Source organism: Gilliamella sp. Choc6-1 (assembly GCF_001690385.1).
Classification (GTDB): domain Bacteria; phylum Pseudomonadota; class Gammaproteobacteria; order Enterobacterales; family Orbaceae; genus Gilliamella; species Gilliamella apicola_A.
Genome location: NZ_LZHI01000031.1, coordinates 1 through 22,115, shown reverse-complemented (window position 1 = coordinate 22,115; position 22,115 = coordinate 1). Strand labels below are relative to the sequence as shown.

The following is a 22,115-nucleotide window of genomic DNA, read 5'->3' as shown; positions in this document are numbered from 1 at the left end:
TTTATTTGTAAACTCACTATTTGAGTATCCTGAAAACGGGCTTTTCAGTATGGTGAGTTTGCTAACATTAACAAAAAAAGGAGTGCATAGTGGCCCGTATAGCAGGCATTAACATTCCTGATCAGCAACATGCTGTAATTGCTTTACAAGCAATTTATGGTATCGGAAATACCCGTGCTAAGACAATTTGCGCTGAAGCTGGTATTCCTGAGAATGTTAAGATCAGAGAACTATCTGAAGATCAGATTGAAAAGTTACGCGAACAAGTCGCTAAATTTACTGTTGAAGGTGATTTACGTCGTGAAGTAACTATGAGTATCAAGCGTTTATTAGACCTTGGTTGTTATCGTGGCATGCGTCATCGTCGTGGACTTCCTGTCCGTGGTCAACGCACTAAGACTAACGCTCGTACCCGTAAGGGACCGCGTAAGCCAATCAAGAAATAATTGAGGTGATAAATAAATGGCAAAGACACCTGTTCGTACACGTAAACGTGTAAAAAAGCAAGTTTCTGATGGTGTAGCTCATATTCATGCATCATTTAACAATACAATCGTAACTATTACCGATCGACAAGGTAATGCGTTGGGTTGGGCAACCGCTGGTGGTTCTGGTTTCCGTGGCTCTCGTAAGTCGACTCCTTTTGCTGCTCAGGTTGCAGCAGAACGTTGTGCTGAAGCTGTAAAAGATTACGGAATTAAGAATCTGGAAGTTATGGTAAAAGGACCTGGTCCTGGTCGTGAGTCAACAATTCGTGCATTAAATGCTGCGGGTTATCGCATCACTAACATTACTGATGTTACTCCGATTCCTCATAACGGTTGTCGTCCACCAAAAAAACGTCGTGTTTAATTTTTATTAAACGCTGAATGTTTAGGATTATTGGAGAAATAAAATGGCAAGATATTTGGGACCAAAGCTCAAATTAAGTCGTCGTGAAGGTACAGATTTGTTTCTTAAATCTGGCGTTCGAGCGATTGACAGTAAATGTAAGTTAGAACAAGCTCCTGGGCAACATGGTGCGCGTAAACCGCGTTTATCAGATTATGGTGTTCAGTTACGTGAGAAACAGAAAGTTAGACGTATTTATGGAATTTTAGAACGTCAATTCCGTAATTACTATAAAAATGCTGCGCGTATTAAAGGCAATACAGGTGAAAACCTACTTGGTCTTTTAGAACGCCGCTTAGATAACGTTGTTTATCGTATGGGATTCGGTGCAACTCGTGCTGAAGCTCGTCAATTAGTTAGTCATAAAGCTGTTCTTGTTAATGGTCGCGTTGTAAATATTGCATCTTATCAGGTTTCACCAGAAGATGTGATTAGTGTTCGCGAAAAATCAAAAAAACAAGCACGTATTAAAGCTGCTTTAGAGCTAGCTGAACAACGTGAAAAACCAACTTGGTTAGAAGTTGATGCTGGCAAAATGGAAGGCGTATTTAAACGTCTACCAGAACGCTCAGATTTATCTGCTGACATCAACGAACATTTGATCGTCGAACTTTACTCTAAGTAAAGTTTAGCACTTAAGAGAGGACATAATGCAGGGTTCTGTAACAGAGTTTTTAAAACCTCACCTAGTTGATGTTGTTCAATACAGCCGGACTCATGCTAAAGTGACTTTAGAGCCACTTGAGCGAGGTTTTGGTCATACTTTAGGTAATGCACTACGCCGCATTTTATTATCATCTATGCCGGGATATGCAGTAACCGAAGTTGAAATTGACGGTGTTCTGCATGAGTATAGTACTAAAGAAGGCGTCCAAGAAGATGTACTTGATATTCTGCTTAATTTGAAAAAGTTAGCAGTGCGTGTGCATACTAAAGATGATGTTATGCTGACTTTAAATAAATCAGGTATTGGTGCTGTTACTGCATCTGATATCACTCATGATGGCGATGTTGAAATTGCCAACCCTGATTTAGTGATTTGTCATCTTACCGATGCCAATGCTTCAATTAGTATGCGTATTCGTGTACAACGAGGACGTGGTTATGTCCCTGCTTCTGCTCGCGTTAAGTCAGAAGATGAAGAGCGACCAATCGGTCGTTTATTGGTTGATGCTTGTTATAGCCCTATAGAGCGTATCGCTTATTCTGTTGATGCTGCTCGTGTGGAACAACGAACTGATTTAGATAAACTCGTCATCGATATGGAAACAAATGGTACTATCGATCCTGAAGAATCTATCCGTCGTGCATCAACTATTTTGGCTGAACAACTTGAAGCTTTCGTTGATTTACGCGATGTACGTCAACCAGAAGTGAAAGAAGATAAACCGGAATTTGATCCTATTCTTCTACGTCCAGTGGATGATTTAGAATTAACTGTTCGGTCTGCTAATTGCTTAAAAGCAGAAGCAGTTCATTATATTGGTGATTTAGTACAACGTACTGAAGTTGAGCTACTTAAAACCCCTAATCTTGGTAAGAAATCACTTACTGAAATTAAGGATGTACTCGCATCTCGTGGTTTATCCTTAGGCATGCGTCTTGAGAATTGGCCACCAGCAAGTATTGTTGAAGACTAAAATAAAATTTATATAAGAAGGATAAAGTTATGCGCCATCGTAAAAGTGGTCGTCAACTGAACCGAAATAGCAGCCATCGTCAAGCAATGTTTCGTAACATGACTAGTTCACTTGTTGAACATGAAATCATCAAAACTACATTGCCAAAAGCAAAAGAGTTGCGTCGTGTTGTTGAACCGTTAATTACGCTAGCCAAAAGCGATAGCGTAGCTAATCGCCGTCTGGCTTTTGCTCGTATCCGTGATAAAGATACAGTGAAAAAATTATTTTCAGAATTAGGTCCACGTTTTGCTACCCGCCCAGGTGGATATGTACGTATCTTAAAATGTGGATTCCGTAATGGAGATAATGCTCCAATGGCTTATATTGAATTAGTTGATCGCCCTGCAGCAGAAGCAGAAGCAGCAGCTGAATAAGATAATTAAATCATTGTATAAAAAACCCGGCTATATGCCGGTTTTTTATTGAAATAATATTCTGTTATTTAGTTTTTAATTACTCTAAGATTTATCATATCTTTATTTTCTATATTTCTTATATATTAACTAATTTTATAAAATAGCTCGACTATTTATGGCTACACCTTTAATAATGCTGTAGCTGTAAATAGTAATGAGTTTATCTATAATTTCACATATAATTTTTTATATGAGCTTAATATCGATGTTTTTCTTGTTTTGTATAAACATTAATAACAACAAAGTTTAAATATAAAAATTTAACGCTCTTTTTTAATTGCAATATTTAGTTATGGCTATATAAGCTTATATCGCATATTACAAATTATTTATCTAAAAAGAGTGATCAATAGTGAGGTGGAGGAGTTTCTTCTGATAAGTTAGCAATATTAGTAGATTGAGAAGCTTGAAGTTTTTGTGATAATAATATTAACTGCTCTTTTAATTTGCTTATATCGGCTTGTAAGTTTGTAACCATTTGATTAAGCTCATCAATGGTAATTTCCTGGAAAGCGATTTTAGTTTCTAATAGTTCAATTTGTTTTTTCATAAGATATTCACGTTTAGATATTGTATTGATTAGCAATGTTCTCTATTGTAAGTAAAAATAGCGATTAAATCCATCTGCGCTCAGCAAAAGAGACATATTCGCCTTTGCCGATAACAATATGGTCTATAACTCGAATATCAACTAATCTGCAAACCTCTTCTATTTTTTGAGTAAGATGACGATCTGCTTGACTCGGTTCTGCCATGCCTGAAGGGTGATTATGCGCTAAGATTAATGCAGCTGCATTATGTTGTAGTGCTCGTCTGACAATTTCACGAGGGTGGACTTCTACACAATTATAGGTACCAACAAACATCTCTTCAGATGAAATAACATGATGTTGATTATCTAAAAAAATCACCATAAAAATTTCACGATCTTTATTGGCTAAACGGCTAGCTAAATAGTGATGAGTTACTGATGGTGAAGAAAGTAAATTTTCGTGCGCCATTTTCACCTTTAAATAACGCGATGAAAGTTCAACAACTGCTTTTAATTGCGTATACTTAGCGGTACCTAAGCCATTTTTTTGGCAAAAATCTTGGTGACTTGCATTAATTAAATTATACAAGGAACCAAAATCATTTAATAAACTTTGTGACAACGCTAAAACAGGCAAATTACGGGTACCTGTTCGTAAAAATAGCGCCAATAGTTCAGCATCACTTAATGCTTCAACACCAAATTTTAATAGTTTTTCACGAGGCATTAATTGAGGATATTCTAAGGACATTGTACTTTTATTTAGTGATTAAAAGTAAATTATGACTGAATGATTGATTCAATAACCCCAAAAAAGGAAATATTCCGAGCAATTTCACAAAAAAATAAACCTTTTTTCACAATTTTGCAAAAAAAGAAAAAGCGCTATAAAGCGCTTTAAAATATCAATTTGCGATAAAACTAGTGACAGCCACATCCGCCATGACCACCGCCACAACAACCATGATTTTCATCATCTTGTTCATGATCATGACCACCACAACCGCAACCACCATGATCGTGTCCATGAGCACCATGAATATGACCGTGTGCGATTTCTTCTTCTGTTGCTTCACGAATCGCTAATACTTCAATATTAAATTTTAGATCTTGCCCTGCTAGCATATGATTACCATCAATGGTGATAGTATCGCCATCAATAGCCGTGATCTCAACTGGTAAAGAGCCCTGATCGGTATCGGCAAAAAAACGCATTCCCACTTCGAGTTGATCAACGCCTACAAACACATCACGAGGAACATTTTGTACAAGAGCATCATTAAAATCTCCGTAAGCATTAATTAGTTCAACGTCAAATTTATCACCAACTTGATGCCCTTCCAAAGCATTTTCTAGATCTTGTAATAAGTTACCCGCACCTTGCAAATACTCAAGTGGTGCAGTAGCTGTAGCTTCATCAACTAACACACCATCTTTAGTGCGCACTTGGTATGCCAAACTGACTACTTTATTTTTTGCTATTTTCATTTTTTCTCCAACAGACTTGTATTGAGCAAATTACTTTAGATTTTAGCGGAAAAAAGAAGTTATGTATTCTAAATTTTCTATTTTGTTCAAAACTAATAAAAGAATAACATAACGCAATAAAATAATAATTTGTTATTAACTACCATTAAAAAAGGCATCAAGATAATCGTTGATGCCCTTTTTTAGTGTTAAAAATCAATCTTATTTAAGTTCTAACTCATTCATTGCAGCAATGCTAAATCCACCATCGACATGAATCACTTCTCCAGTAATACCAGACGAAAGGTTTGAACATAAGAATGCTGCTGAATTCCCCACATCTTCTATTGTTACCGTACGACGGATTGGGGTTACTGATTCACAGTGAGATAGCATCTTTTTAAAATCTTTAATACCAGATGCTGCAAGTGTACGAATTGGACCTGCAGAAATCGCATTAACACGAATACCTTCTGGTCCCATTGCATTTGCCATATAGCGAACATTAGCTTCTAAAGATGCTTTAGCAAGCCCCATAACATTATAATTAGGAATTGCACGTTCAGCACCAAGGTAAGATAGGGTAACTAATGCTGAATTCGGATTTAACATTGAACGACAAGCTTTAGCCATAGCAACAAAACTATAAGAGCTGATATCATGAGCAATAGCGAACCCTTCACGTGTAACAGCATTAACATAATCGCCATCTAATTGATCACCAGGGGCAAAGGCAATAGCGTGGACAAAGCCATCGAATTTATCCCATGTATTTGCTAGCTCAGTAAATAAGTTAGTTATGCTTTCATCATGTGCGACATCACAAGGTAGAATGATTTTAGAACCAAAATCAGCAGCAAATTCTTCAACGCGTGCTTTTAATTTATCATTTTGGTAAGTGAAGGCTAATTCAGCACCTTCACGATGCATTGCTTGTGCAATACCGTAAGCAATAGAACGGTTACTTGCAACACCGGTAACGAGTATGCGTTTACCTGTTAAAAATCCCATAAATTTTTCCTCTATTATTTTACTATATAGTTTAGGATGACGATGATTATATGTTGATAAGGTCAACTTCGCCACTATAAATTTATTTTTCTTGGTTTTGTATTAGTCTTATCAATAATATATTGTTTATATCATCAATAATTGACTATAATAGTCAACTATTAGTTTACTAAAATAGTGATAATAAATTGAAAAACTTAATTTGTTATAAAACATTACCTATTTGGGATACCAAATCATTACCTCAATCGTTTCGCGAAAAACATAATACTCAAGCTGGTACATGGGCAAAGCTTCAGATCATAAAAGGGAGTATGGATTTTAAAATACTAACAAATCAAGGAGAATTAAAGTCTCAACATCATTATGATGTTGTCCACCAGCCACCATTTATTCCACCTCAGCAATGGCATTTTATTGATAAAGTATCGGATGATTTACAATGCCAACTGTCATTTTATTGTTTGGCAGAAGACTATACCCATAAAAAATACCAAATGACTAAAACTCATTCTGATGTACTAGCTACAGCCAGAATAATTCCTGCTGGTAAGGTTTTAGATTTCGGCTGTGGTTCAGGGCGTAATTCACTTTATTTGCAGCTATTAGGATTTGATGTGGATGCAGTAGATAAATCTGAACCGAGCATTAAAAACTTACAACAAGTGATTAATGAAGAAAAGCTAGAACATATTAAAGCTACAGTTTACGACATCAACCAAGCTAATTGGCAAGGTTCATATGACCTTATTATTTCAACGGTAGTGATGATGTTCTTACAGCCTGAAAAAGTTCCTGCTGTGCTTAATAATATGCAGACAATCACAAAATCGGGTGGTTATAATCTGATTGTAAGTGCCATGTCTACGAAAGACTACCCATGTTCTGTTGGATTTCCATTTACATTTAAAGAAAATGAACTCCATAGCTACTATCAAGATTGGGAAATCATAAAATACAATGAAGATATCGGTGAATTACATAAAACAGATATAAATGGTAATCGAATTAAATTAAGATTTGCCACGTTATTGGCAAAAAAGCCATAGTATTACAAGAATAAATATCCTGTAATATTTAGGCTTTATTGTCTAATATGCGCTAAAGTTTTTCGCCAATATTAAACCAAGATTGGCGAGAGTTTAATAAATCTTGGGGTAACATTGGTTTTTTGCCTGCAGGTTGGAGTTTTGTCATATTTAATGCATCTTTACTTGTTGCTATGCAAATCCCATTTTTATCGGCTTGTAAAATAGTACCAGCTGGTTTATTGTGTGATATTTTTACCACTTCGGCTTGCCATACTTTTATTGATTCGTTATTAACTTCAAAATAACTTACTGGCCATGGATTAAAAGCACGAACACAACGTTCAAGTTGCTCGGCAGGTAAATTCCAATCAAGTTTGGCTTCTTGCTTAGAGAGCTTTTGAGCATAGGTGGCTTTTGCTTCATCTTGCTTTTCTGGTTGAATTTTTCCTTCACTGATTAACGTTAATGTATTGAGTAAGCCTTGTGATCCTAATTTTGCTAATTTGTCATACAATGAAGCGCTTGTATCATTTGGTTCAATTGGGCAAGCAAGTTTATATAGCATATCGCCTGTATCAAGCCCTGCATCCATTTGCATAATAGTAATTCCTGTTTCTTGATCCCCAGCCCAGCAAGCACGTTGAATTGGTGCTGCACCACGCCAACGAGGTAGTAATGAACCATGCACATTTAAACACCCTAGTTTTGGCATATCAAGCAGAGCTTGAGGCAAAATAAGCCCATAAGCAACAACAATCATAATATCAGCATTAAGTTTATCGATGGTTCTTTGAATTTCTTCGGATCTAAGTGTTGTCGGTTGATAAATCGGCAGATTATTTTCAATAGCTAATTGCTTAACGGGACTTGCGGTTAATTTATTACCGCGACCTGCAGGGCGATCGGGCTGAGTAAAAACAGCAATTACATTGTGGTGTGAATTTATCAATGCTTTTAAATGGGTAGCTGCAAAATCAGGTGTTCCTGCAAAGATAACCTTTAATGGTTTAGTCAGATGTGGCATAAAATTTTATCCATAATCAAAAGAATCATGGTTATTATAACTAAAATTCTATTAGGAATCTTTAAATCGTAAGCATTATAGTTTGTTATCAGTGCCTCTATAAAATATTGAACTGAAAATAGAGAAATTAAAAACGCAAATTACCTTTAATCATACATTCTTTGCAGACTTAGGGGATTTGTTGCTGCAATTTCATACCGTATTGGTAATGGATGCAAAATTAATTACTGCTCAAAATAGGTTATCTTTGTATTATCATACTATCATTGCTGATGAATGTATTATCGCTGATCTTACCAGATTCGATTTGTCGAATTACTCTTCGGCACAAAATTTAAGCTATTAAACTCACAAATGTTACTAAGCTGATTAACACGGCTTAGTAACAATAAGTGCCGTAATTGTTTGTATAAATTCACTGATAATTAATCTTTTCAATTTTTAGCAAGTATAAATTTTGCTATCTATTATTATTGATTAATAGACTGATTTTATAAATGTAATTATCTTATTAACACGTTTTATTATTAACAATAAAATAAACCTTTGCCTTAATACACCTTAAAATGGAAAAAATATTGGTACTAAAGCAATGTCTACAGCCATTACTAAAAATGTTAATGGCACACCAACTTTTACAAAGTCACTAAAACTATAACCACCAGGTGCAACCACCATGGTTTTTATTGGTGATGATACAGGTGTAATAAATGAGGCGGACGTAGCAATAGCTACTGTCATGGCAAAAGGATACGGTGAATAGCCAAATTTTACAGCTAAATCAATAGCGATTGGAGCAATTAAAATTGCGGTTGCTGTATTTGAAATAAATAACCCAACAGTTGAACATAATAAAAAAATAAATGTCAGCACCATATAAGGTCCAAAGGAATGTAAATGGATCTCTAACCAAGCAGATATTAATGAGATTCCCCCTGTTTTATTTAATGCCACCGCAAATGGCATCATACCAATAATTAAAATTAAAGTAGGCCAATGTATTGACTTATAAGCATTAGTCATATCAATACAGCGCGTTGCCCCCATTAATAAACAGGCGATTAGTGCTGCAACCACATTCGGTACAATACCTGTTACCATTAAAATAATCATAATAGCCAGATTAATTAACGCTGCAGGCGCTTGTGCACTTGCGGGTGCAACATCGTCGATATCCGAAGGATAGTCCAATACCACAAAATCACTGGTACGAGTTTGTAATTTTTGAATTGATCCCCAATCACCACACACTAATAAAGTATCGCTCATTTCTAAACGCTCTTGGAATAAGTTACTTGTCTCAACAGGCGCATGATTACGCCATATTCCAATGACAGTTAAGAAATACTTTCCTCTAAAATCAATTTCGTTGAGTGTTTTGCCGCAGAGTGTTGATTCGGGTAGTAGGGCGACTTCGGCCATGCCGACTTGTTTTACTTGTTCTGAAAAATACTCACCACGCAGTATTTTGGGCTCTAGGTTATTGATGGTTAAAAAAGTACGGTAATCAGCTTCCGAATGTGACATATCTAATAATAAAATATCATTCTCACGAAATTCAGTTGAACCATTAACTGGTATCAAAACCTTATGGAATTTACGCCAACGTTCAATACCTATTACATTTACACCATGTTCACTGCGTAAATGCAAACTATCGATTGTACGTCCTACAAAAGGTGAACCAGCTAATATTTGTGCTCGATGTGCACGACCAATTAATTTATAATCTCGAATTAAATCGGTGATTTTTCGTCTTTGTGGTTGGGTATTTGTTGGCATAACTTGATCTGCAGTAAGCAGCCAATTACGTGTAAATATACAATAAAAAACGCCTACAACTAAAACACCTAAGCCAATTGGTGTAATAGAGAAAAAACCAAATTCTGTTAAATTCGCACGACTAAGTTCACTATTAACAACTAGATTTGGTGCAGTGGCAACTAAAGTCATCATACCGCTGATTAATGCAGCGATACAAAGTGGCATCATTAATTTTTTTACATGAATACCGGTATGATTAGAAATACTAATAGCGACAGGAATAAAAATTGCAACAACGCCAGTCGAACTCATTATTGATCCAAGCAAAGCAACGCCTAACATAATACAAATAACAATTCGAATATCATTTTTGCCGGCTACTTTTAATATATATTCACTCATTTTATATGAAACGCCCGTTCTAACTAGGCTTTCACCAATAACAAATAACAAAGCAATTAAAATGATATTAGGATCGCTAAATCCTGATAATGCTTCGGCAGGTGTTAACACGCCAGTTATGATGATAACAGTAATTGTAAGTAATGAAATAATATCCATTCTTAATTTACTGAATGAAAACATAAAAATGGCTATTAATAACAATAAGCAAACAGTAATTAAGCGATAATATTCAATAAAATAATTGGGTAAAAGTGCAGTCATTGATATCAATAAATCATGCCAATATGACAAATTTTTCACAAAAGCAGCTCTATGAGATTGTTTGGATTTTGTTCATAATAGCTTGGTTTATTAGAATAGGGAATAGTCTTCATAAAAGTTTATTTTGGGAAAACCCTTACTATACTTATATTTTTAACATTTCCTGCTATTTTTTTATAATCTATTCGCTTTATTAAAAGTTAAGTGTAATTTAACCAATATAAATATTCGATAAATTAATTATAGTCAGGAGGCAATATGTTATCAAAAAAATCTGTTGCACAAATTATAGTTGATGTTTTGACTGAAGCAGGTGTTAAACATTGTTATGGTATAGTCGGCGATACATTAAATCATATTACTTCTGCAATTAAAAAAAGTGATATTCAATGGATTCATGTTCGTCATGAAGAAGTCGGGGCTTTTGCAGCAGGAGCAGAGGCGTATTTGACTAATCAAATAACGGCATGTGCTGGTTCTTGCGGACCAGGTAGTTTACATTTTATTAATGGTATCTATGAAGCACAGCGTAATAAATCTCCGGTTATTTTGTTAGCAAGCCAACTTGTGACCTCGCAACAAGGGACAGATTTTCCACAAGAAGTGGATTTTGAATCGATCTATAAAAATTGTTCGGTATTTTGCCGCCAAATTAATGACCCAACTCAGGCAAGGCAAATTACCACTGCCGCAATTCAAGCAGCGATTAATCAACGTGGTGTAGCGGTGTTAGTGATTCCTTATAATATTAGTTTAGAAAAGGTTGAGGATAACAGCGGTTATAGAATTTATCATCCTAAACCAATTATACGTCCATCAGATCAAGAGTTAATGGAAATTGCCGATATCTTAAATAAAAACACAAAAATAGCTATTTTTGCCGGACAAGGCGTGCATGATGCCCATAATGAACTTATAGCGCTTGCCGAAAAATTAAAATCGCCTATTGTGCATACCTCTCGTGGGAAAGATTTTGTGGAATATGACAACCCTTATAATGTCGGTATGACAGGGATATTTGGCGTAGAATCTGGCAATATGGCGATAAAAAAGTGTGATGTACTTTTAATGTTAGGTGTCGATTTTGCATGGTCACAATTTTATCCCAATAACGCTACAATTATCCAAATTGATATTGACGCAACGCACCTTGGACGACGCCATCCAGTTAATATTGGTGTTGTCGGTAGTAGCAAGTCGACTTTAGCTGCATTATTTCCATTAATTAAGGAAAAAAATGATACAAAATTTTTAGAAACATGCCTGTCATTATATGACAATGCCATGAATAAATTGAATAGAAAAGCGATGCCTTCAAAATCTACTATTCATCCCCAATATTTAACTGAACTTGTAGATAAATACGCAACGAATGATGCAGTCCTTTGTGCCGATGTCGGATCTGCTATGGTTTGGGCTTGTCGCCATTTCAAAACCAACGGAAAAAGGCGAACAGTCATTAGTTTAAAACACGGAACCATGGCAAATGCGATGCCACAGGCCTTAGGCGTACAAAAGGCTTTTCCTGATCGACAAGTGATTACTTTATCAGGTGATGGTGGTATTAGCATGTTGTTAGGGGATTTATTAACCACAATTCAAGAAAAATTACCAATAAAAATCATTGTGCTAAATAATGGTTCACTTAATTTTGTTGAATTAGAACAAAAAGTCGAAGGGATTGTAGATCATTATACTCATTTACAAAATCCTAACTTTGCTAAAGTAGCAGAATCGATGGGCTTATTTGCAATTAGTGTTGATGATTCAGACTTGCTTGAAGCTGCTATGCAATCATTTCTAGCTCACCCTGGTCCTGCATTATTGGATGTAAAAACCAGTGCTAATGAACTTGTTATGCCTCCTGAAATTCAAAGATCACAAGTTATGGGCATGGCACTTTATAGTGTTAAAGCTTCATTAACAGGCAAAATGGGGGACGTTGTTAATTTATTAATTGATAATTTTGTTAAAAAATAACCCTACATATATTCTGCTGTGGTAAACGGCAGAATATTGGATTTTGAATTAATCGTCACTTTAATAATTAAGCGTATTGTATATATACAGATAAACTCTAAACAGCATTAGTTAGAGTCATTTTAAAATAGCAACGATTTGATGCAGCAAGCTTTAAATTTTTCAGTGCAGTTAGGATTTGGGATATTTTTATCTTTTGCGAAATACAATTAATTTTGTGGTAACGTTTGAGCAAAGGGTATTGATGACCCCTTTTTACAATCCCTACGCAGGTGCCAGAAACAAAGTGGCGGAGTGGTGACAGACTCTTCCGCTTTTGTTCTGTTTTTAGGCATTGTTCGTGTTTGAAAGGCTAGCTTCTTTCGTTGTCAGCGCTTTGTATGGCACTTAATTAAGATACCGCCCATAACTGTGCCAGAATAAAACATACTATTAAAATACCGAATGTTAAAACCACATTTAATTTTTATGAATTTCCATAATCAACTAACTTTCCTGTTTTTTCATCACGCACGCTCCATTCCAAACGGCTATCTAATAGGGCTTGTTGTACTTTAGGGGGGTAGTCCGCTAAAGTGGTTTCTTTCGGGATCGGTTTGCCCATTTGACCTGCTTGGCGTATTACCTTTGGCCAGCGAGGTTGCCAGCATAAGCATTCCGAAATAAAGTACCCCACCGTGTAAAACGGTAATAAAATTAAAAATACAGGAATAAGCAGTAAATATACCCATGCGGTTGGGGCATTTTTTAAGGCATGAATCATGGGTTTGATATGCCCTTCAAAGCCATGAAAGGGCATGGGTAAATGGGTGCTTAGGCGTGGTTTTGGCAAGTTTTCGGGTCCGTGCTCCATATACCGGCGAATAAATTCCCATTCGTCTTTATAATCTTGGGCATTATAAGTATTTTTGCCAATGCCGACGGATTGAGCAACCGGAAAGCCAGTTTTATAAGGATGAAAGGTTATTAGATTGACCATATTAGTGCCCCCCATGTCTGAGCCAGTCTCGCCAAAGTTGGCAGGCATAATATGTTCCCATTTAAATACCACCGTGCCACCGCAATATTTAGGGCGTTGAATATATACTTGCTTTGTAATTCGATTAAACCGTACTCGAATATGGCGGATGGTAAATAGTTCAAATCGGTAAATATAGCGGAAATAGCGAATGCATAAGTAAGTTGAAGTAAAAAATATAATGAGTACAAATATCATAGCAAATGTATTTGAGACAATTTTAGTTGTTTCATGATTGTATAATCGGACTGCAGTTATTATAAATAAGTCAAAAGTTGTAAAGGGTATTAAAAAAATAAGTAATGTAATCCATGTCAAGATACCCCTAAAATTTTCAAACATGCCACCACGGATCTCTAAATAGCGATCGTTATAGGCGTAGTAAGGTCCTATTGGTCTGGGGTTATTGCTGACGGATTCTTGAGTGTAGTTTTTTTGGACTTCTTTTAGCGTCATATCGCCACTGGTATAGCCCATTTTTAATTTTTTGCGGGTTTCGGCTTTTATGGCGCTACCAAACCACAATAAAAATTCACCAACGTACATCGATTTTATATCCTGTTGTTATTGTTTTAAAACGTGTTTTTATATTATGAATTTCCATAATCAACTAACTTTCCTGTTTTTTCGTCACGCACGCTCCATTCCAAACGGCTATCTAATAGGGCTTGTTGTACTTTAGGGGGGTAGTCCGCTAAAGTGGTTTCTTTCGGGATCGGTTTGCCTGCTTTACCGGCTTGGCGTATTACTTTCGACCATCGAGGTTGCCAGCATAAGCATTCCGAAATAAAGTACCCCACCGTGTAAAACGGTAATAAAATTAAAAATACAGGAATAAGCAGTAAATATACCCATGCGGTTGTGGCATTTTTTAAGGCATGAATCATGGGTTTGATATGCCCTTCAAAGCCATGAAAGGGCATGGGTAAATGGGTGCTTAGGCGTGGTTTTGGCAAGTTTTCGGGTCCGTGCTCCATATACCGGCGAATAAATTCCCATTCGTCTTTATAGTCTTGAGGGTTATAGGTGTTTTTGCCAATGCCGACGGATTGAGCAACCGGAAAGCCAGTTTTATAAGGGTGAAAAGTAAACAAGTTAACGACATTAGTCCCCCCCATGTCTGAGCCGGTTTCGCCAAAGTTGGACGGCATAATATGTTCCCATTTAAATACCACCGTGCCACCGCAATATTTAGGGCGTTGAATATACACTTGCCTTGTGACTCTATTAAACCGTACTCGAATATGGCGGATGGTAAATAGTTCAAAGCGGTAAATATAGCGGAAATAGCGGATACATAAGTAAGCCAAAATTAAAAAAATAATTGAAAAGAATATTATTGCGAATATTCCTGATGCTATTTCCTCAGATTTATAGTTATTAAGATCCAATATGATATATGAAGCTGCATAACCTGCGCTATATGGCATTAAAAAAATAAGTAATGATATCCAAGAGAGAATCCCCCGAAAATTTTCAAACATGCCGCCACGGATCTCTAAATAGCGATCGTTATAGGCGTAGTAAGGTCCTATTGGTCTGGGGTTATTACTGACGGATTCTTGAGTGTAGTTTTTTTGGACTTCTTTTAGCGTCATATCGCCATTGGTATAGCCCATTTTTAATTTTTTGCGGGTTTCGGCTTTTATGGCGCTACCAAACCACAATAAAAATTCACCAACGTACATCGATTTTATATCCTGTTGTTATTGTTTTAAAACGTGTTTTTATATTATGAATTTCCATAATCAACTAACTTTCCTGTTTTTTCATCACGCACACACCATTGCAAACGGCTATCTAATAGGGCTTGTTGTACTTTAGGGGGGTAGTCCGCTAAAGTGGTTTCTTTCGGGATCGGTTTGCCCATTTGACCTGCTTGGCGTATAACTTTTGGCCATCGCGGTTGCCAGCATAGGCATTCCGAAATAAAGTAACCCACGGTATAAAAAGGGAGTAAGATTAAAAATACGGGGATAAGCAGTAAATACACCCATGCAGTTGGTGCATTTTTAGCAGCATGGATCATGGGCTTTACATGTCCTTCAAAACCATGAAAGGGCATGGGTAAATGGGTGCTTAGGCGTGGTTTTGGCAAGTTTTCGGGTCCGTGCTCCATATACCGGCGGATAAATTCCCATTCGTCTTTATAATCTTGGGCATTATAAGTATTTTTGCCAATGCCGACGGATTGAGCAACCGGAAAGCCGGTTTTATAAGGATGAAAGGTTATTAGATTGACCATATTAGTGCCCCCCATGTCTGACCCGGTTTCGCCAAAGTTAGCGGGCATAATATGTTCCCATTTAAATACCACCGTGCCACCGCAATATTTAGGGCGTTGAATATATACTTGCTTTGTAATTCGATTAAACCGTACCCGAATATGACGGATGGTAAATAGTTCAAATCGGTAAATATAACGGAAATAGCGGATACATAAATAAGTTGAAATTAAAAAAATAATTGAAAAAAATATAATAGCTATGACATATCCTGTCACTTTGTCGGTTTCATTATTATATAACACTATAAAGCTGTAAATAGAATTATAACTTGAACTCAAAGGAATCAAAAATATAAGCAAACTAATCCAAGTCAAAATCCCCCGAAAATTTTCAAACATGCCGCCACGGATCTCTAAATAGCGATCGTTATAGGCGTAGTAAGGTCCTATTGGTCTGGGATTATTGCTGACGGATTCTTGAGTGTAGTTTTTTTGGACTTCTTTTAGCGTCATATCGCCACTGGTATAGCCCATTTTTAATTTTTTGCGGGTTTCGGCTTTTATGGCGCTACCAAACCACAATAAAAATTCACCAAGGTACATCGATTTTATATCCTGTTGTTATTGTTTTAAATATTATTTTAAATATTGTTTTAAAACGTGTTTTTATATTATGAATTTCCATAATCAACTAACTTTCCTGTTTTTTCGTCACGCACACACCATTGCAAACGGCTATCTAATAGGGCTTGTTGTACTTTAGGGGGGTAGTCCGCTAAGGTGGTTTCCTTCGGGATCGGTTTGCCTGCTTTACCGGCTTGGCGTATTACTTTTGGCCATCGCGGTTGCCAACACAGGCATTCCGAAATAAAGTAACCCACGGTATAAAAAGGGAGTAAGATTAAAAATACGGGGATAAGCAGTAAATATACCCATGCGGTTGGGGCATTTTTTAAGGCATGAATCATGGGTTTGATATGCCCTTCAAAGCCATGAAAGGGCATGGGTAAATGGGTGCTTAGGCGTGGTTTTGGCAAGTTTTCGGGGCCGTGCTCCATATATCGGCGGATAAATTCCCATTCGTCTTTTTAATCTTGGGCATGATAAGTATTTTTGCCAATGCCGACGGATTGAGCAACCGGAAAGCCAGTTTTATAAGGGTGAAAAGTAAACAAGTTAACGACATTAGTCCCCCCCATGTCTGAGCCGGTTTCGCCAAAGTTGGCGGGCATAATATGTTCCCACTTAAATACCACCGTGCCACCGCAATATTTAGGGCGTTGAATATATACTTGCTTTGTGACTCGATTAAACCGTACCCGAATATGGCGGATGGTAAATAGTTCAAAGCGATAAATATAGCGGAAATAGCGGATACATAAATAGGTTAATAAAATAACTATAATTGAGTGAAATGTAATTGAAAATATACCTGAAATTATATTATCACGTTCGTGATTATATAATTTCAGTAGAGTGTTTAATCCCAAGTATCCACTAAAACAAGGAATCAAAAAAATAAGTAAACTAATCCAAGTCAAAATCCCCCGAAAATTTTCAAACATGCCGCCACGGATCTCTAAATAGCGATCGTTATAGGCGTAGTAAGGTCCTATTGGTCTGGGGTTATTACTGACGGATTCTTGAGTGTAGTTTTTTTGGACTTCTTTTAGCGTCATATCGCCACTGGTATAGCCCATTTTTAATTTTTTGCGGGTTTCGGCTTTTATGGCGCTACCAAACCACAATAAAAATTCACCAACGTACATATTAAAAGGTCTCCTGTAGTGCTTGATGCCACTCGGTTAATTCTTCGCCTAAGTTAGCAAATTTTTTACGTTCAAGTTTATTACTAAAACAGCAGCGGTCAAACCATTTTTGCATGGCGTTATCATCAAGAATAATTAAACAAACACCAACTATAACAACAATTACTGAGGCGTAAAAAATAATCCTAGCCAGCCAAGCTGCAGCTTGAGCGCCAATAGCAAATCGACCAATGGTTAAACCCACTTCGGCTAAACTTACCCAAATGGTGCGCTCTATACTTGTTGTGATAATATTCTCTAGCCATGGCACTAATGTGCCTAAAACAACCACAAATTGGGAAATGCTTAGCGCTATGGTAGCAATGCCTCTAGCAATATATGCAATTTCCAACATATCATTATTCTTTTTATGTGCTTTCTCTGCATCCACAAAATCCAACACTCCCGATATCCCCCCTGCAATCAACGATAAACTTGCTGACCATAAAAAGTATCGTCCAAATGCAGTATAGGTGACCGCGGCGGTTCTTGAGTTTGGGTTGTTTTCGATACAGCTTTGTATTGCACTGGTTAATATTTGCACTCCTGCGGCGGTGCTTGTCATCAATGATGCGGTTAATTCGGCAACTTCACGTGGGTTGTTTTGACCATTGATTAATTTTTTAGCGGATTCGTAGCCAGTAAATGCAAATACCATCATGGCGATTTTGGTATTAACTAAATCGGTATTGGTAAAATTGTTACGAGCAACACGTGTTATTTGCGGAGCACCCCGTCTGGGTGTGGCTCTAAATGTATGTCCATTAATACTATAGCCTGATTCATACATTTCAAGCGCTTTTGTTCTAATGCCTGCAAAAATTAGATTGCCTAAACGGTTTTGAATCGTTTGGTTAAATCTTTGGGTGGTTACCCTTAAAAAACTTCTAACTAAATCGGCAAAGGTCACCGATAACAGTGCAATTGGAAAGCCGCGCGCTGCCATACTTTCTATCACTGGACCGGTTTGATTAACATGATCTGTCAGTGTGTTTAGTAAGCTAATGGCTTTATCTACATCAGGTATTTGTCTGTTATCATCACTCGATTCGTTGATTGCGATTTTTTGTTGAATATCGAGATATTCGTTAATTTTGTCAATTAAATTTTTGTTGTTAAAAAGATAGGTCCGCATACATAAATTGGCTTGGGTTATTTGAGGTTCAAGCCACCATTTATCCAGAATTTGTCTAATTTTTTCTGAACTGCTTACTCCACACAGGCAAACACTCATTTGTAATTGAAACATAATGCCATCTATGGTTTGTGTCTGGTCATATAAATCTAATGCAGCAATTAGCTGGCTCGATTTTAACCATTTTATGTAATCATCGGTTCGCTTTTCTGCCAGTTCTTCTACATCTTGACTGAGCTCATTAAATTCTTTTTCAAATTTGTCCAATTTTTCTTGTGATAGCCGATCCCAATAAAATTTTTTAAACTCTTCTTTAGATAGTTTTTCAGTTTGTTGCTCTATTAATCCTTCTTCGACTTTTTGAAAAAGTTCTCTTCTTTTGCTTTTTGCCATATCGCGAATAGAAGGAGTCATGATTTTATCATCGCCCCAGTTTGAATACTTTTCCCAGTGTTTAACTTGCTTGATTAACTGCTTGATTCGGTGTTGATGAAAGGATTCTTTAAACCCTAATAGTTGCCTTAAAATGATTAAACGGTGTTCGTTGGATATGCCTTCTGCATCTTCGTATTCCATCCATGGTTTCATTACTTTTTCAAGGGCTTGATGACGGCGTTTATTTAAACTTTGAGTTATGCCGATAGCATCATGCACTACAATAGCTGCACCTTGGCGCTCTTTTAATTTTTTATAGAGCGATAAATAACGAAAATAGTATTGCATGATGTCTTTATCATAAAAAAAGGTGCGTTGCGTGTAAATATAGTGTATTACCTGTAATTGTTGGTGTGCATAGTCTCGTTCGCCTGTTCTAAAATCATAGGGACTTTTGCTATGTAAAAACGATTCTTGTTCGGCTATTTTCATAGCCGCTGATAACTCTAAAATATTGGATAGCAGGTCGTCGTCTTTTATGGATTTTTGACCACTTCGGATTTGTTCTGGCGTTATACCATTTAGTTCAAATTCAGGCGTGGTTTGGTAAAATTCTAACCGCTTATTGGTTATTTTGTTAGGACTGAATAAAAAATGAATTTTAAAGATTTCTTTACTATTTTTGAAGCTGATGTAAGAAGCATCAGCCCCGTCTGTGGCAATGTTACAGTTATAGGTTGGTGGCGTGTTTGGTACTTTGTTTATATCGTTATATTCTACTAAGCAACCCGTCGGGCTTGAGGTAAAAGCACGCCATTTTTTTTCGCCGTTATTTCGATCTTCAAGAACATATAAATAGCCTTGCCTTAACATTTGTACGCAATATTTTGAGTGTTCCAATGGCAAATTCGATACCATTTGTTGAGCAAAATCAGGTAAAGGCGGCAGTTCAACGTCTGCTTTAAGATTATGTTTAAGTGTTTTGTTTTTACCCATAAAGCCAGAAATTGATAAGCGAGTTGGCAGTACAATTAAGTCGCCTTCCTTTTCTTGACATTTGGGGCATCGTTTGCCTGAATCGTTTTGCTTGATTTTTGCTGCTAATATTAAACTAACTAAGCTTTCCAGATTTGTCATGTTTTATTCCTAATCTAAATTCTTTAAATATTGTTCAAGTTGATTGATGTTTTGGTTTGTCATTAATTCAAATAATAAATCATCATTAATTTGTCTGAAAAATTGCTCAGGTTGTGCCATTGCATAATGAATAATCACGTCCATTTTTTGTTGGTTAGGTCGATAAAATGTTACTTTATATGTCCAATCTAATAGTTTTTTTAATGTACGTTGCTCTGTGTTGGATAAAGGTTTTTGTTGTTGTTTGACTAGCTGATATTCATAAGCGTTGTAAACTTGTGCTATTTTGATTTTTTGCCATTGTTTGGGTGATAGCTTATATTTGATATCCGATAAGATTAATTTAGGTTTATGATGCAATTGGGTGTAGCTATCTTGCCAGTAATACCAATATTCAATACAACCTAATAGGTTATTTAATTGCTCTTGATCCAATATTTCAATTAAATGTTTTAAAACCTGTGGATCATAAAACCGTAAAAGATAGTTGTTTCCATTGTATGACATCAACATCGCATTACTAAGGTGATTTTGTATATATTTAATCGAATAAGGTGAAGCAATAAGCGCTATCGCTGCCGATTTTTTATTTTTTATTTCGATAATAAGCTGTTTGATATAGGTTGCTTGTTTAGGTATGGCACAGAGCTGCAAGCATTCATGATCTTGTGATACGGTATCTTGCCTATCACGAATCGGTACGATTGTTTCAAATTCGAAATAATTATCGAAGAAAAAATTATCGTTGATTTGGGGATCAACTAATAAATACATTTTACCCAGTTGCTGAATTTGCTTAGCAATAACGTGATTTATTTCTTCGTCTAATATGGTTTTAATCATTACTTTCTTTCCACAATGATGGCATGTTTTTCAGCACTGTCTTGTTGTACCCCCTTACAAATGGACGGTAATTCGTTTTGAATATTTTTTTGTGCTGTTCCCATTTTCTGCATGACATTACACTTAAGATAGATATTATCCTGCGTGCCCAGTTCAATGCCTTCTTCGCTGATTTTTATGTATGAACCGCCACAAATTAAGGTGATTTTTTCACTGGCGGTTATGATTAGCTCACCATCGACACTGTCAATTTTTATATCTTGCTTGGCGGCCATGTTGAGGTTGGCGTTTTGGGCTTGCACCGCAATATCGCCTTGGTTGGCAAAGAGTTTCATGCCTGATTTGTGGGCAAATAAGCCCATCGCTTCGCCCGATGAGAGGGTAAGGTTTTTTAAGGCGGCAATGTCAGTTTGGTTTTCACTGGTTAAAGTAACGCTGTTGCCGGTGGAGAGTTGAATGTTTTGTGGACTGGTTAAGGCAATGCCTTCTTGGGCATAGGCAAGTATGCCGCTTTGGGTCAGTTGGCTTAATGTTTTGTTAAGTTGTTCTTGGCTGTCAGTGTCTGCTCCGTGGGCTTCAGACTGAGTAGCGGCATTTTGTAGGGCTTTGGCAATGGATAGCGCATTTTCAAGCTGGGTAATGGCGGCTTGCATGTCGAGCTGTTTGCCTTGCGCTTTCGGCTCGGTTTGGGTGGTTAAGTATAATCCCCGTGCAGCTGCTATGGCGCCCCATTCGTCGGTTCTTAGCTCAAAGCCTTCGCCACGCTGCGCTTTACTTTGGTCAACTAAGTGACCTAAATTCAGTTGGGTTTTGCCGTATTCGGTGGCGAGTTTGATGTGCTCTTGCCCCCGTTTGTCGTCCATGCGTAATTTATTATTCGCTGGGGTGCGTATCACATTGCGGTGTTTGTTAATGGCGGTGACAGGGTCTGGGTGAGCACTGTCGTGCATTGCATGGGCAATATACGGTCTGTCAGGGTTGCCTTGCATAAAAGCTATTGCTACTTCAGTACCGTCAATCAGTGGAAAGTGAAAACCGTATTCACTGCCGGCATAGGGTTTGGCTAACCTTATCCATAAGCTTTCTTCGCCATTTTTCCAATCTGTTA

20 protein-coding genes and 1 pseudogene are annotated in these 22,115 nt (G+C 36.9%); 7 read left to right on the top strand and 14 right to left on the bottom strand.

The window, feature by feature from the left end:
• Positions 1–89 precede the first annotated feature (89 nt).
• The 5 genes from rpsM to rplQ are packed head-to-tail and all read left to right on the top strand — an operon-like array spanning position 90 to position 2,947.
• Positions 90–446, top strand: coding sequence for a 30S ribosomal protein S13 (gene rpsM / locus A9G36_RS04485; RefSeq protein WP_034948025.1), 357 nt, complete (start codon positions 90–92; stop codon positions 444–446).
• Positions 447–462: 16 nt separating this feature from the next.
• Positions 463–852, top strand: coding sequence for a 30S ribosomal protein S11 (gene rpsK, locus A9G36_RS04480; protein WP_034948028.1), 390 nt, complete (start codon positions 463–465; stop codon positions 850–852).
• A 43-nt stretch (positions 853–895) separates the two neighbouring features.
• On the top strand, positions 896–1,516 hold the full coding sequence (gene rpsD, locus A9G36_RS04475; protein ID WP_034948031.1) for a 30S ribosomal protein S4: 621 nt from the start codon (positions 896–898) through the stop codon (positions 1,514–1,516).
• A gap of 25 nt (positions 1,517–1,541) precedes the next feature.
• Positions 1,542–2,531, top strand: coding sequence for a DNA-directed RNA polymerase subunit alpha (locus A9G36_RS04470; RefSeq protein ID WP_034948034.1), 990 nt, complete (start codon positions 1,542–1,544; stop codon positions 2,529–2,531).
• Positions 2,532–2,560: 29 nt separating this feature from the next.
• Positions 2,561–2,947: a 50S ribosomal protein L17 gene (gene rplQ, locus A9G36_RS04465; RefSeq protein ID WP_034948039.1), complete on the top strand. Its 387-nt coding sequence runs from the start codon at positions 2,561–2,563 to the stop codon at positions 2,945–2,947.
• A gap of 388 nt (positions 2,948–3,335) precedes the next feature.
• On the opposite strand, the gene A9G36_RS04460 is transcribed toward rplQ, so the two are convergent.
• The 4 genes from A9G36_RS04460 to fabI all read right to left on the bottom strand — a co-directional run bounded on the left by A9G36_RS04460 (position 3,336) and on the right by fabI (position 5,999).
• Positions 3,336–3,539, bottom strand: coding sequence for a SlyX family protein (locus tag A9G36_RS04460; protein ID WP_034948042.1), 204 nt, complete (start codon positions 3,537–3,539; stop codon positions 3,336–3,338).
• 64 nt (positions 3,540–3,603) lie between these two features.
• Positions 3,604–4,272 (bottom strand): RadC family protein, encoded by a 669-nt coding sequence (radC, locus tag A9G36_RS04455; RefSeq protein ID WP_034948045.1) that lies wholly within the window; start codon positions 4,270–4,272, stop codon positions 3,604–3,606.
• A 170-nt stretch (positions 4,273–4,442) separates the two neighbouring features.
• Entirely contained in the window at positions 4,443–5,009 is a 567-nt protein-coding gene (slyD, locus tag A9G36_RS04450) for a peptidylprolyl isomerase (RefSeq protein WP_034948048.1), read from the bottom strand.
• A gap of 201 nt (positions 5,010–5,210) precedes the next feature.
• Positions 5,211–5,999 carry an enoyl-ACP reductase FabI gene (gene fabI / locus A9G36_RS04445; RefSeq protein WP_034948051.1) on the bottom strand — a complete coding sequence of 263 codons (789 nt, stop codon included), beginning with the start codon at positions 5,997–5,999 and terminating at the stop codon, positions 5,211–5,213.
• 188 nt (positions 6,000–6,187) lie between these two features.
• On the opposite strand from fabI, the gene tehB reads away from it, so the two are divergent.
• Positions 6,188–7,048, top strand: coding sequence for an SAM-dependent methyltransferase TehB (gene tehB / locus A9G36_RS04440; protein ID WP_034948054.1), 861 nt, complete (start codon positions 6,188–6,190; stop codon positions 7,046–7,048).
• Positions 7,049–7,100: 52 nt separating this feature from the next.
• Here tehB and fmt read toward each other — a convergent pair whose 3' ends face one another.
• Positions 7,101–8,045 (bottom strand): methionyl-tRNA formyltransferase, encoded by a 945-nt coding sequence (gene fmt / locus A9G36_RS04435; protein WP_034948136.1) that lies wholly within the window; start codon positions 8,043–8,045, stop codon positions 7,101–7,103.
• 570 nt (positions 8,046–8,615) lie between these two features.
• On the bottom strand, positions 8,616–10,484 hold the full coding sequence (locus A9G36_RS04430) for an SLC13 family permease (protein ID WP_051825440.1): 1,869 nt from the start codon (positions 10,482–10,484) through the stop codon (positions 8,616–8,618).
• 258 nt (positions 10,485–10,742) lie between these two features.
• Here A9G36_RS04430 and A9G36_RS04425 point away from each other — a divergent pair, with 258 nt between their 5' ends.
• Positions 10,743–12,464: a thiamine pyrophosphate-dependent enzyme gene (locus A9G36_RS04425; RefSeq protein ID WP_065585459.1), complete on the top strand. Its 1,722-nt coding sequence runs from the start codon at positions 10,743–10,745 to the stop codon at positions 12,462–12,464.
• Positions 12,465–12,930: 466 nt separating this feature from the next.
• Here A9G36_RS04425 and A9G36_RS04420 read toward each other — a convergent pair whose 3' ends face one another.
• From A9G36_RS04420 to A9G36_RS04385, 8 genes and pseudogenes are all read right to left on the bottom strand, one after another.
• The gene (locus A9G36_RS04420; RefSeq protein WP_065585458.1) at positions 12,931–14,028 is read right to left on the bottom strand and encodes a DUF6708 domain-containing protein; all 1,098 of its coding nucleotides are present in this window, start codon (positions 14,026–14,028) and stop codon (positions 12,931–12,933) included.
• A 44-nt stretch (positions 14,029–14,072) separates the two neighbouring features.
• Positions 14,073–15,170: a DUF6708 domain-containing protein gene (locus tag A9G36_RS04415; protein WP_065585457.1), complete on the bottom strand. Its 1,098-nt coding sequence runs from the start codon at positions 15,168–15,170 to the stop codon at positions 14,073–14,075.
• A gap of 44 nt (positions 15,171–15,214) precedes the next feature.
• On the bottom strand, positions 15,215–16,312 hold the full coding sequence (locus A9G36_RS04410) for a DUF6708 domain-containing protein (RefSeq protein ID WP_065585456.1): 1,098 nt from the start codon (positions 16,310–16,312) through the stop codon (positions 15,215–15,217).
• Between the two features lie 68 nt (positions 16,313–16,380).
• A pseudogene (locus A9G36_RS04405) lies at positions 16,381–16,782 on the bottom strand (hypothetical protein); the annotation flags it as partial.
• 15 nt (positions 16,783–16,797) lie between these two features.
• Positions 16,798–17,478 carry a hypothetical protein gene (locus A9G36_RS04400; protein WP_065585454.1) on the bottom strand — a complete coding sequence of 227 codons (681 nt, stop codon included), beginning with the start codon at positions 17,476–17,478 and terminating at the stop codon, positions 16,798–16,800.
• Between the two features lies 1 nt (position 17,479).
• A complete protein-coding gene (locus tag A9G36_RS04395; RefSeq protein ID WP_065585453.1) occupies positions 17,480–20,164 on the bottom strand; it encodes a T6SS effector BTH_I2691 family protein in 2,685 nt (894 codons plus the stop codon).
• 9 nt (positions 20,165–20,173) lie between these two features.
• The gene (locus tag A9G36_RS04390) at positions 20,174–21,007 is read right to left on the bottom strand and encodes a DUF4123 domain-containing protein (RefSeq protein WP_065585452.1); all 834 of its coding nucleotides are present in this window, start codon (positions 21,005–21,007) and stop codon (positions 20,174–20,176) included.
• A partial coding sequence (locus A9G36_RS04385; protein WP_141670622.1) for a DUF2345 domain-containing protein occupies positions 21,007–22,115 on the bottom strand: 1,109 nt, incomplete at its 5' end. The genes A9G36_RS04385 and A9G36_RS04390, both read right to left, overlap by 1 nt.